Below are 12,146 nucleotides of genomic sequence, written 5' to 3' on the forward strand. Positions count from 1 at the left end.
ACACGGTTGAATGGGACGATCAGGGTATCATGGCGACCCCCTCAGCCCCTATTTCCAATGGCTACCCGCAGCAAAAGCAGCCAGCGCTGGCTCAAGGAACACTTCTCCGATCCCTTCGTGAAGAAGGCCCAGGCCGAAGGCATGCGCTCCCGTGCGGCCTACAAGCTTGAAGAACTGCTCGAACGTGACCGGCTGCTGAAGCCGCACATGGTGGTGGTCGACCTCGGCGCGGCCCCAGGCGGCTGGTCTCAGCAGATTCGGAGACAGATTGGCGATACCGGCCGTGTGCTTGCCCTGGACATCCTGGACATGCCGCCGTTGGCCGGCGTGGAGTTCCTTCATGGTGACTTCAGGGAAGAAACCGTCCTATCGGAGTTTGAAGCCATGCTCGGGGATCAGCCGGTAGACCTTGTGCTGTCGGACATGGCCCCCAATAAGAGCGGTGTGGGCGCGGTCGACCAGCCGCGGATGATGCACCTGGCGGAGCTGGCTCTGGATTTTGCCGACAACCACCTCAAGACCGGTGGGGCATTCCTGATCAAGCTGTTCCAGGGCGAAGGTTTTGACGACTACGTGCGCGACATGCGCCGCCGGTACGACAAGGTCTCCATCCGCAAGCCGGAAGCGTCGCGCAAGCGCTCCCCCGAGGTGTATGCCTTGGGTCAGGGAAAACGCGCCCACATGAAGTAAGCTCGACCCCGTAAGTTCGACCCCAACGCAACGCCAGCACTAAGAGGAACACCGGAGCCAATGAGGATGAACGACTTGACCAAGAACCTCCTGCTATGGGTGGTCGTCGCCGTCGTGCTGATGGTGGTCTTCCAGAGCTTCTCACCGAAGACCTCGGGGGCCGGGGCGCAGGGCGCTTCGTACTCGCAGTTCCTGGACCAGGTGGACACCGGCAACGTGCAGAAGGTCGCCTTCGGCGGCGACACGCGCGGCGGTACCAGCCAGATCACCTACACCACCCGTGGTGGACAGTCGTCCACCATCACCGCGCCGTTCGATCGCGACCTGATCAACGTGCTGCGCACCAAGAATGTCGAGATCGTGCAGGAAGAGCCGTCCAGCGGCATCTCCCTTGGCGCGATCCTGATGAATTTCCTGCCGGTCATCCTGATCATCGGCTTCTGGTTGTTCATCATGCGCCAGATGCAGGGCGGTGGCGGCGGAGCCAAGGGCGCGATGTCCTTCGGCAAGTCGCGCGCCAAGCTGCAGGGCGAAGACCAGATCAAGGTCACCTTCGCCGACGTTGCCGGCTGCGACGAGGCCAAGGAAGAAGTCGGCGAACTGGTCGACTTCCTGCGTGACCCGTCCAAGTTCACCAAGCTCGGCGGCAAGATCCCGCGCGGCGTGCTGATGGTCGGCCCTCCGGGTACCGGCAAGACGCTGCTGGCCAAGGCCATCGCCGGCGAAGCCAAGGTGCCGTTCTTCTCGATCTCCGGTTCGGACTTCGTGGAAATGTTCGTCGGCGTCGGCGCCAGCCGTGTGCGCGACATGTTCGAGCAGGCCAAGAAGCACGCGCCATGCATCATCTTCATCGATGAAATCGACGCCGTCGGTCGCCACCGTGGTGCCGGCCTGGGCGGCGGTCATGACGAGCGCGAGCAGACCCTGAACCAGCTGCTGGTCGAGATGGACGGTTTCGAGGGCGGCGAAGGCGTGATCGTGATCGCCGCGACCAACCGTCCGGACGTGCTGGACCCGGCGCTGCTGCGTCCGGGCCGCTTCGACCGCCAGGTGGTGGTCGGTCTGCCGGACGTGAAGGGCCGCGAGCACATCCTCAAGGTGCACATGCGCAAGCTGCCGCTGGCCGACGACGTCGTGCCGATGGTTATCGCGCGTGGTACCCCGGGCTTCTCCGGTGCGGACCTTGCCAACCTCTGCAACGAGGCAGCCCTGTTCGCCGCCCGCGGCAACGAGAAGGAGGTCCGCATGGACCACTTCGATCGGGCCCGCGACAAGATCCTGATGGGCGCCGAGCGCCGTTCGATGGCCATGAGCGAGGAGGAGAAGACCCTCACCGCCTACCACGAAGCTGGTCACGCCATCGTCGGCCGCCTGGTGCCCGAGCACGATCCGGTCTACAAGGTCACGATCATTCCGCGCGGCCGTGCGCTGGGTGTGACCATGTACCTGCCGGAAGGCGACAAGTACTCGATCAACCGCGTGGCGATCAACTCGCAGCTGTGCTCGCTGTATGGCGGTCGCGTCGCCGAAGAGCTGATCTTCGGGCCGGACAAGGTCACCACCGGTGCGTCCAACGACATCGAGCGTGCCACCAAGATGGCCCGCAACATGGTCACCAAGTGGGGCCTGTCGGAGACCCTTGGCCCGATCGCCTACGGTGAAGAGGACGATGAAGTGTTCCTCGGCCGTTCGGTCACTCAGCACAAGAGCGTGTCCAACGACACGGCGCGCCGCATCGATGAGGAAGTGCGCAGCATCCTGGACAAGGCCTATGCCCGGACCACCGAGCTGCTGACCGCCAACGTCGACAAGCTGCATGCGATGACCCAGCTGCTGCTGCAGTACGAAACCATCGACGCGCCGCAGATCGACGCCATCATGGAGGGCCGCGATCCGCCGCCGCCGATGGGGTGGACCAAGTCGAGCAAGGACGATGGCGGCAATGACAAGGGCGGCGACGCCCGTCCGCTGCCGCCCATCGCCGGTCCGGCCGAATCGATCTGACGGCCTGCCGTACGCAATGCAAGACGAGGCCGGGGCAACCCGGCCTTGTTGTTTCCGGGCCCTGGCCCATCCGATCCCGACAGTCCGCTGGAGTCCGCATGTCCGCCCCCAAGCCTGAACCGATTTCCCACACTGCCGAGATGGTCATCGCCACCGTGGTCGGCGTCGCTGTCGGCCTGACCGTGGACAATCTGCTGCTGGGCTGTGGCGTGGGCATCGCAGTGGGCATCCTGCTGAGCATCATCAAGACGCTGTACGTGGACCGGAAGCGTCGGCGCAAGTAGGGTTTTCAGGCCGGGCTGCGTCCGGCACCCGCAGAGGCGGAAACAACTGCAACAGCCGAAGCAACAGCCGGCTCTGGATTGTCTGTGTGTTTGGCGGGGCGGTGTCGGATTGCGGGGACGCCGCAAGTACGTCCTTGTAGGCTTGGCCGCGGCATCCATGCCGCGGACACCCCGCAATCCGACACCGCCCCGCCTTCGACGATTCCCCGCTGCTGTTGGTAGGTGTCGACCTTGGTCGACACGTAGATCCACGCCATGAGTGGATGCTCTTCGTTCAATTATTGAGATATTCGATTCCAATGGAGATTCATCCACGCATGGCGTGGATCTACTGGCCACCGGGAAACTGTCGAAGGCGGGGCACTGTAGGTTTGCGGGGTGTGAGCCGCATGGATGCGGCGACCAAGCCTCCATGGATGGATTCACGGCGACCCCGCAAACCTACAGTGCCCCGCCCCCCTCAGGACCGCTGTTGCTTTGGCCGTTGCCCTGGCCTCTGCGGGTGCAGGGCGCAGCCCTGCCGCCGTAAACTAACCTTCGTTGCCCGCAGGATCTGCCATGTTCGATATCTCTCCCCAGCTCGATTGCGCCGGCCGCGTGTTGCGCCTGGACCGTGCACGGGTCATGGGTATCGTCAATGTCACCCCGGATTCGTTCTCCGATGGTGGCGCCCATGACACCACCGAAGCGGCGGTCGCGCATGGTCTGAAACTGGTGGAGGAGGGCGCCGACCTGCTCGACATCGGTGGCGAATCGACCCGTCCGGGCGCGGCGCCGGTGTCGATCGACGAGGAACTGCGTCGTGTCGTGCCGGTCATCGAGCAGCTGGCAGCGCGCACGGTGGTCCCGATCAGCATCGATACCTTCAAGCCGGAGGTGATGCGTGCCGCGGTTGCTGCAGGCGCGGGGATGATCAACGACATCTTCGGCCTGCGCCAGGACGGTGCGCTGGAGGCGGCAGCGGACGCAGGCGTGCCGGTGGTGCTGATGCACATGCAGGGCGAACCGGGTCACATGCAGGCAGACCCGCAGTACGACGATGTCGTCACCGAGGTGCGTGGCTTCCTGGTGCAGCGACTGTTCGCCGCGGAGATGGCTGGCATCGCCAAGAAGAACCTGGTGATCGACCTCGGCTTCGGCTTCGGCAAGACCACTGCGCACAACATGACGCTGCTGGCCCGTTCGGAGCGTTTCCTTGAACTGGGCGTGCCGATGCTGGCCGGGCTGTCGCGCAAGCGCAGCCTGGGCGAGCTGACCGGTCGTCAGTCGCCGGCAGAGCGTGTCGCTGCGTCGCTGGCCGCACACCTGATCGCCGTGCAACGCGGTGCCCGTATCGTGCGCGTGCACGATGTGGCAGCGACGGTCGATGCATTGAAGGTCTGGCAGGCGGTCGAGGCGGTACCCGCCGTGCGGGTGGATGCCAAGCCGACCCTCCGCTGGCCGGACGAAGACTGATGGCAGTGGATCAGCGGCCGCTGGCGATCGCCGTGATGGGGCCGACCGCCAGCGGCAAGACCGCCACCGCGATCGCGCTGGCACAGCAGCTGGACGGTGAAATCGTCAGTGTCGATTCGGCGCTGGTCTATCGCGGCCTGGATATCGGTTCGGCCAAGCCGGATGCGGCCGAACGCGCACAGGCACCGCACCACCTGCTGGACCTGCGTGATCCTTGGCAGACCTATTCGGCGGCCGAGTTCGCTGCCGACGCCGCCCGCGTGGTGGCCGAAATTGTCGCCCGAGGCAAGACTCCGATCCTGGCCGGCGGCACGGGCCTGTACTTCCGGGCGCTGTTGCAGGGGCTGTCGCCGATGCCGGAGGCCGACCCGGCGATGCGTGCCGTGCTGAGCGCCGAGGCCGCCGAGCGAGGCTGGGCTGCGCTGCACGCCGAACTGGCCGCCGTTGACCCTGCCGCCGCTGCACGCATCCATGCCACCGATCCGCAACGCATCCAGCGGGCGCTGGAGGTCTACCGGCTGACCGGCACGCCGATCAGTGAATGGCAGCGTCGCCCCGGCGTCGCCCCGTTGCCGGTGCGTACATTGAAGCTGATTCTGGCGCCGCGCGACCGCGCCGTGCTGCACCAGCGCATCGAGGCCCGCTTCGACGCCATGCTCGCCCAGGGCTTTCTCGACGAAGTGCGCGCCCTGCGTGCGCTGCCGGAAATGCGGGCGGTCGCCGCGCCGCTGGACCTCCCGGCCGTCCGCGCGGTGGGGTATCGCCAGGCCTGGGAGTACCTGGACGGCGAGGGGGACGAGGCCCGCTTCCGTGACAAGTCCATTTTCGCCACCCGGCAACTGGCCAAGCGCCAGCTGACCTGGCTGCGCAGCGAGCTTGATGCACGCTGGTTCGACCCCCATATGGATGGGGAGCGCCTGGCAGGCGCGGTGTCGACCTTCGTTGCACGCTGAACCGACGCTGGCCGTGTACCATCATGGGCCGGCAAGCGGCTCGGGGGCCGCGGCAACCGCCGGCTACCAATAAGAACAATAATCAGGAGTGTGCAATGTCCAAGGGGCAATCGCTGCAGGATCCTTTCTTGAATGCACTGCGGCGCGAGCGCGTGCCGGTTTCGGTGTACCTGGTCAACGGCATCAAGCTGCAGGGCACGATCGAATCGTTCGATCAGTTCGTGGTCCTGCTGCGCAACACCGTCAGCCAGATGGTCTACAAGCACGCCATTTCCACCGTGGTGCCGGCGCGCAACGTCAAGGTCGGCCCGGGTGGTGGGTACGTGCAATCAGGTGAGGATGGTCAGGCGGGTGATGAAGCAGACGAATGATGTTGGAGCGGTGAATGTTTGACCGCTCGAAAAAGGGCGAACACGCCCTGTTGATCCAGCCGCATTTCGGCAAGCTGGAAGACGATGTGCTGGAAGAATTCGGTGATCTGGCCCGCTCGGCTGGGGCCAGCATCGCGGTGACCATCACCGCGCGCCTGGATCGTCCCAATCCATCGACCCTGCTCGGCAGCGGCAAGCTGGATGAGATCAAGGCCGCCGCCGAAGCAACTGGCGCAGATCTGATCCTGGTCAACCACGCGTTGAGCCCAGGCCAGGAACGCAATCTGGAACGTTTCCTGGAGCGTCGGGTGATCGACCGTACCGGTCTGATCCTGGACATCTTTGCCCAGCGTGCGCGCAGCCATGAAGGCAAGCTGCAGGTCGAGCTGGCCCAGCTGCGCCATATGGCGACCCGCCTGGTGCGCGGCTGGACCCATCTGGAGCGCCAGCGTGGTGGTTCGATCGGTCTGCGCGGCCCGGGTGAAACCCAGCTGGAAACCGATCGTCGCCTGCTGCAGAAGCGGGTTGAACAGCTGCAGAAGCGGCTGGAAAAAGTCGAAGTACAGCGCACCCAGATGCGCCGTGCGCGTGTGCGCAGCGAATTGCCGCGCGTGGCCCTGGTGGGCTACACCAATGCCGGCAAATCGACCTTGTTCAATGCGATGACCGGCGCCGAGGCCTATGCGGCTGACCAGTTGTTCGCGACCCTGGATCCGACCGTGCGCCGGATCGCCGTGCCTGGTGGCAACGTCGTGCTGGCCGATACGGTTGGTTTCGTACGCGACCTGCCGCATGACCTGGTGGCGGCCTTCCGCTCGACCCTGTCTGAAGCGCGGGAAGCGGATTTCCTGCTGCACCTTGTCGATGCCGCCGATCCGCACCGCGAGGAGCGCATCGCCCAGGTCGACGAAGTGCTGACCGCCGTCGGTGCCGGCGACCTGCCGCAGCTGCTGGTGTTCAACAAGATCGACCGCATCGAGGGTGCCGACGTGCGCCACGATGGCCAGGACGGCGTGCCGGATGAATCGCGGCGTGAGCGGGTGTGGATTTCCGCACGCGACGGGCAGGGCATCGAACTGTTGCAGGCTGTGCTCGGCAAGCGGCTGGGTCTGCAGCATGTCACCGGCGAGCTGCGCCTGCCACCCAGTGCCGGCCGCCTGCGCGCGCGCCTGCACCAGCTGGAAGTGGTCCGCAGTGAACAGGCTGATGAAGAAGGCTGGCTGTTGCAGGTCGATCTTCCCATCGCCGAGGCCGAGAAGCTGGCGGCCAGCGCCGATGGCGAGCCGATCCGGGCCCTGCTGCCGGAGAAACTGCCCGAATGGTGAGGTAGTGCCGGCCGCTGGCCGGCAGTTCCTGCAGCCCCGCGCCGCGACACCACCCTGCGATCTGCGGTACAACGTGCAGGTTCTTCATCTTTCAGCTACCCGATGTCCATCCCCTCCGACGCCGAACTCAACGCCCAGGCCGCTGCGCTGGGCCAGCGCCTGCATCAGGCTTCGCTGCAACTGGTGACTGCTGAAAGCTGCAGCGGTGGCTGGATCGCCAAGTGCATGACCGACATCGCCGGTTCCTCGGCGTTCTTCGACTGCGGCATGGTGGTCTACAGCTACGAAGCCAAGCAGCGCCTGCTCGGCGTGCGCGCGCAGACGCTGGAGCAGTTCGGTGCGGTCAGCCGCGAAGCCGTGCTGGAGATGGTGTCCGGGGCACTGGTCAATTCCGGTGCCGGCATCGCGGTGGCAGTGACCGGTATCGCAGGGCCGGGCGGTGGCAGCCCGGACAAGCCGGTCGGCAGTGTCTGGATCGGCTGGAAGCGCCGCGGCGGCTATGCCCGTGCCGAGCTGTTCCAGTTCGACGGTGACCGCGAAGCCATCCGCCGGCAAACCGTAGCGGCGGCATTGCACGGTATCGACGCCCAGCTGTGACATGCTGCTCCGGCAATCAACCGGAGTAGGCAACGATGTGGGAGACGCTGGGCACCGTCCGTGACCTTGGCCGGCTGCAGGAAATCGCCGCCGTCCTGATCCGCTACGGCTTCGGCGACGTCGTGCGGCGCATCGGCCTGGCCACGGTGCTGGAACGTACCGGCCGCCTGCTGCATTGGAACGAGGAGCGGCAGGAGATGCTGCGGATGACCGCGCCGGTGCGCGTGCGCAGCGCCCTGCAGGAACTCGGTCCGACGTTCGTGAAGCTGGGCCAGGTGCTCGCCACCCGTGTGGACCTGCTGCCGCCGGACTGGATCGCCGAACTCTCCGAGTTGCAGAACGCGGTCCCGGCATTGCCCTATGAAAAGATCCGCGAACAGCTGGAGGCCGATCTCGGTGCGCCGCCTTCGCAGGTGTTCGCCTTCCTTGATGAAACCCCGATGGCCGCTGCTTCATTGGCCCAGGCGCACCGTGCGCGGCTGCGCGATGGCCGCGAAGTGGTGTTGAAAGTGCGTCGCCCCGGAATCCGTGACGTGGTTGAAGCCGATCTGCGATTGCTGGCACGGCTGGCCGAGATCGTTGAGGCACGCCTGCCGGACCTGCGTCGCTACCGGCCCGCCGAGGTGGTGCAGCAGTTCACCGTGTCGCTGCGGCGCGAGCTGGATTTCGCCGCGGAGTGCCGCAACGCCGAGCGCATCGCGCGCAACTTCGAGGGGCGTGACGACATCCTGATTCCGGCGGTGCACTGGCAATGGACCTGCGAAAGCCTGAACGTGCAGGACTTCGTCGACGGCATCGCGGGGCGTGATCTGGCCGGTGTCGATGCCGCCGGCCTCGACCGCCGTGAACTGGCCCGGCGTGGTGGCGACATCGTATTGAAGATGGTGCTTGAGGACGGCAGCTTCCACGCCGATCCGCACCCGGGCAACATCATCTACCTGCGCGATGGCCGCATCGGCGTGATCGATTTCGGCATGGTTGGCGCCTTGTCAGAGGTACGCCGCTTCCAGGTCGCACAGCTGCTGCATGGCCTGGTGGAACAGGACCCGCAGGGCGTGGCCGACGTGTTGCTGGACTGGGCGGGCGGCGTGGAGGTGGACGAGAACCGGTTGCAGCACGACATCAGCCTGTTCGTCGACCAGTACCGTGGCGTACCGCTGAAGGACCTGCGCATCGGCCTGATGCTGGGCGACATCACCCAGCTGCTGCGCAGCTACAACCTGACCCTGCCGGCGGATCTGGCACTGATGATCAAGGCCTTCCTGACCCTGGAGGGCATGGGCCGCCAGCTCGACCCGGATTTCGACATGGCCAGCGCCGCGCGCCCGTTCCTGGAGCGGGTGGTACTGCAGCGCTATGCGCCGCGGGCGCTGTTCAAGCGTGGCCGACGCAGTCTGCTGGGCATGATCGACTTTGCCGGTGAACTGCCGCGGGATCTGCGCAAGCTGGTCCAGGCGGCGCGCCGTGGCCGCCTGCAGCTGAAGGTCGAGACCAGCGCACTGCAGGGCTTCGGTGACCAGGTCAATCGCGCCGCGAACCGGCTGGTGATGGGGATCGTCACCGCGGCCTTGATCATCGGTTCCTCGATCGTGATGCACAGCGTAGGGGGCGTCTCCAGCCGTTGGCTGCTGGCGCTGGGCGTGTGCGGTTTCATCGGCGCAGGGTTCTGCGGGGTGTGGATCCTGTTCTCGATCTGGCGCAGCGGTAAACACACGTAGTGTGCTTACCGCTGCGGTTCCCACCGGGAACCGCGGAATCGCGCAGCGATTCCTGTAGAGCCGACCGCTGGTCGGCTGCTTTCGGCTTTGCCGCCCGGCCATTCGCCCGATTACCGAGCATGGCTCGGCACGACAGGTCGGATTCGGCTCGCATTGCGCCTTGTCGCCCTCAGCACTTGCGGTCCCGGGAGTTAGTAGTAATACTACTAACCATGGACCTGACCGACACCCAGCAGGCGATCCTGCAGTTGATCGCCGAGCGTATCGAGAGCGAAGGGGCCCCCCCCTCGCAGACTGAAATCGCACGTGCCTTCGGCTTCAAGGGCGTACGTGCAGCGCAGTATCACCTGGAGGCGCTGGAGCAGGCCGGGGCGATCCGCCGCGTACCGGGCCAGGCGCGCGGCATCCGTCTGGTGCAGGCGCCTCCGGTGGAGAAGCTCGCCGAGCCAGGCCTGCCTGACAGCGTCCTGCGTCTGCCGATCCTGGGCCGTGTCGCTGCAGGTCTGCCGATCGGCGCCGACATCGGCTCGGATGATTTCGTGGTGCTGGACCGGGTGTTCTTCTCGCCGGCGCCGGACTACCTGCTGAAAGTGCAGGGCGACTCGATGATCGACGAGGGCATCTTCGACGGTGACCTGATCGGTGTGCACCGCACCCGTGACGCTCGTTCCGGGCAGATCGTGGTGGCCCGCATCGATGACGAGATCACCGTCAAGCTGCTGAAGATCGCCAAGGACCGGATCCGGTTGCTGCCGCGCAATCCCGATTACAAACCGATTGACGTGCTTCCGGACCAGGACTTCTCGATCGAGGGCCTGTACTGCGGGCTGCTGCGACCGAACCGTTGACGATCCACCCTGCAATTCCCGCGGTCTTTTGTGGCGATTCTCTGGTTCTGCTGAGGTTGGTACGGATGTCCGATAATTTTTTTCCGAACGCCGGGCAGAATCTCAGCCTGTGCGATACGCCAGCCTTAAAGTGAACCCATGGCCAAGAAGACTTCCAAAGACAGCACCTCCAACGACGTGACCTCTGCAAGGACCAATCCGATGGACGAGAACAAGAAGCGCGCCCTCGCTGCAGCTCTGGGCCAGATCGAAAAGCAGTTCGGCAAGGGCTCGGTGATGCGCATGGGTGACCGTGTGGTCGAGCCCGTCGAGGCGATTCCGACCGGTTCTCTGATGCTGGATATCGCATTGGGCATTGGCGGCCTGCCCAAGGGCCGCGTGGTTGAAATCTACGGCCCGGAATCCTCCGGCAAGACCACGTTGACCCTGCAGGCCATTGCCGAGTGCCAGAAGATGGGCGGTACGGCCGCCTTCATCGATGCCGAGCACGCGCTGGACCCGATCTACGCAGGCAAGCTGGGCGTCAACGTCGACGATCTGCTGCTGTCGCAGCCGGATACCGGTGAGCAGGCGCTTGAAATCGCCGACATGCTGGTCCGCTCCGGCTCGGTCGACATCCTGGTTGTCGACTCGGTGGCCGCATTGACCCCGAAGGCTGAAATCGAAGGCGAGATGGGCGACCAGCTGCCGGGTCTGCAAGCCCGTCTGATGAGCCAGGCGCTGCGCAAGCTGACCGGCAACATCAAGCGTTCCAATACGCTGGTGGTATTCATCAACCAGTTGCGTCACAAGATCGGCGTGATGATGCCGGGCCAGAGCCCGGAAGTGACCACCGGCGGCAACGCGCTCAAGTTCTACGCTTCGGTGCGCCTGGACATTCGTCGTATCGGTGCGATCAAGAAGGGTGACGAGATCATCGGCAACCAGACCAAGATCAAGGTCGTCAAGAACAAGCTGGCCCCCCCGTTCAAGCAGGTCATCACCGAGATCCTGTACGGCGAGGGCATCAGCCGCGAAGGCGAACTGATCGACATGGGTGTGGAGGCCAAGCTGGTCGAGAAGGCCGGTGCCTGGTACAGCTACGGTGAAGAGCGCATTGGCCAGGGCAAGGACAACGCCCGCGGCTATCTGCGCGACAACCCGCAGGTTGCGGCCAAGCTCGAGGCCGAGCTGCGCGAGAAGTTCCAGCCGAGTGAAGCCGTCCGTGAGGAAGGCGAAGACGAAGGCGACGACGAGTAAGGCTTGCTGTGGGGCAGGGCGGCGCCGTCAGTGACGTCGCCCTGTCCTGCAGATTCGGTTTCCCCGACGGGGGACGCGCCAGGGACGGCGCATTTGATTGAAGGCGAGCATGAACGATTCCGACGCCCCGGCACCCGGCCGCAAGCGCCGCGTACGCGAACAGACGCCTGTCCAGCGCGCCCTGGGGTTGCTGGTGCGGCGTGAACATTCGCGCAAGGAGTTGACCCGCAAACTGACCTCCCGGGGTATCGAGGGCGAGGCAGCGCAGGCCGCGGTCGACAAGCTGGCCGAGGCCGGCTGGCAGGACGACACCCGGTTTGCCGAGAATCTGGTGCGCATGCGTGCCAATACCGGCTATGGGCCGATCCATGTGCGTGCCGAACTGGGTACCCATGGACTGGACAGCGAGCAGATCGCTGCCGCCATGGAGACCTTTGAAGGAGACTGGACGGAGAACGCCCGGGATCTGGTCCGTCGCCGCTTCGGTGAGGCTGGCCCGCAGGACCTGGCGCAGCGTCGCAAGGCTGCCGATTTGCTGGCCCGCCGGGGCTTTGATGGTGACAGCATCCGCCGTGCGACCCGTTACGATCCGGACGACTGAGACTGATGGCGCCGGGCCTGATACCCTTTGGGGTTTCGGCGGTCCGTTCGACCCTGGCCAC

The 12,146-nt window shown here is 65.2% G+C and carries 12 protein-coding genes; all 12 read left to right on the top strand.

Features of this window, described 5'->3' with window-relative positions; genetic code table 11:
• Positions 1 to 57 precede the first annotated feature (57 nt).
• A complete protein-coding gene (gene rlmE, locus ACEF39_RS07870; protein WP_499292027.1) occupies positions 58 to 690 on the top strand; it encodes an RlmE family RNA methyltransferase in 633 nt (210 codons plus the stop codon).
• A 66-nt stretch (positions 691 to 756) separates the two neighbouring features.
• Entirely contained in the window at positions 757 to 2,694 is a 1,938-nt protein-coding gene (gene ftsH, locus ACEF39_RS07875) for an ATP-dependent zinc metalloprotease FtsH (protein ID WP_162292006.1), read from the top strand.
• A 98-nt stretch (positions 2,695 to 2,792) separates the two neighbouring features.
• Positions 2,793 to 2,978 carry a hypothetical protein gene (locus ACEF39_RS07880; RefSeq protein WP_100464731.1) on the top strand — a complete coding sequence of 62 codons (186 nt, stop codon included), beginning with the start codon at positions 2,793 to 2,795 and terminating at the stop codon, positions 2,976 to 2,978.
• Positions 2,979 to 3,536: 558 nt separating this feature from the next.
• Positions 3,537 to 4,433, top strand: a complete 897-nt coding sequence (folP, locus tag ACEF39_RS07885; RefSeq protein WP_500287547.1) for a dihydropteroate synthase — start codon at positions 3,537 to 3,539, stop codon at positions 4,431 to 4,433.
• Positions 4,433 to 5,386 carry a tRNA (adenosine(37)-N6)-dimethylallyltransferase MiaA gene (gene miaA / locus ACEF39_RS07890; protein ID WP_500287548.1) on the top strand — a complete coding sequence of 318 codons (954 nt, stop codon included), beginning with the start codon at positions 4,433 to 4,435 and terminating at the stop codon, positions 5,384 to 5,386. Before folP ends, miaA begins: the two co-directional genes overlap by 1 nt.
• A gap of 95 nt (positions 5,387 to 5,481) precedes the next feature.
• Positions 5,482 to 5,757 carry an RNA chaperone Hfq gene (gene hfq, locus ACEF39_RS07895; protein WP_025878916.1) on the top strand — a complete coding sequence of 92 codons (276 nt, stop codon included), beginning with the start codon at positions 5,482 to 5,484 and terminating at the stop codon, positions 5,755 to 5,757.
• Between the two features lie 14 nt (positions 5,758 to 5,771).
• Positions 5,772 to 7,082, top strand: coding sequence for a ribosome rescue GTPase HflX (gene hflX, locus ACEF39_RS07900; RefSeq protein WP_089240267.1), 1,311 nt, complete (start codon positions 5,772 to 5,774; stop codon positions 7,080 to 7,082).
• 102 nt (positions 7,083 to 7,184) lie between these two features.
• Positions 7,185 to 7,679, top strand: coding sequence for a CinA family protein (locus ACEF39_RS07905; protein ID WP_500287549.1), 495 nt, complete (start codon positions 7,185 to 7,187; stop codon positions 7,677 to 7,679).
• A 35-nt stretch (positions 7,680 to 7,714) separates the two neighbouring features.
• The gene (gene ubiB, locus ACEF39_RS07910; RefSeq protein ID WP_500287550.1) at positions 7,715 to 9,397 is read left to right on the top strand and encodes a 2-polyprenylphenol 6-hydroxylase; all 1,683 of its coding nucleotides are present in this window, start codon (positions 7,715 to 7,717) and stop codon (positions 9,395 to 9,397) included.
• A gap of 212 nt (positions 9,398 to 9,609) precedes the next feature.
• A complete protein-coding gene (lexA, locus tag ACEF39_RS07915; RefSeq protein ID WP_500287551.1) occupies positions 9,610 to 10,245 on the top strand; it encodes a transcriptional repressor LexA in 636 nt (211 codons plus the stop codon).
• A 201-nt stretch (positions 10,246 to 10,446) separates the two neighbouring features.
• Positions 10,447 to 11,484 (top strand): recombinase RecA, encoded by a 1,038-nt coding sequence (gene recA / locus ACEF39_RS07920; RefSeq protein WP_500287994.1) that lies wholly within the window; start codon positions 10,447 to 10,449, stop codon positions 11,482 to 11,484.
• A 109-nt stretch (positions 11,485 to 11,593) separates the two neighbouring features.
• Positions 11,594 to 12,085, top strand: coding sequence for a recombination regulator RecX (recX, locus tag ACEF39_RS07925; protein WP_500287552.1), 492 nt, complete (start codon positions 11,594 to 11,596; stop codon positions 12,083 to 12,085).
• Positions 12,086 to 12,146 lie beyond the last annotated feature (61 nt).

Origin of the sequence: Stenotrophomonas indicatrix (assembly GCA_041545745.1) — a bacterium.
Taxonomy (GTDB): domain Bacteria; phylum Pseudomonadota; class Gammaproteobacteria; order Xanthomonadales; family Xanthomonadaceae; genus Stenotrophomonas; species Stenotrophomonas indicatrix_A.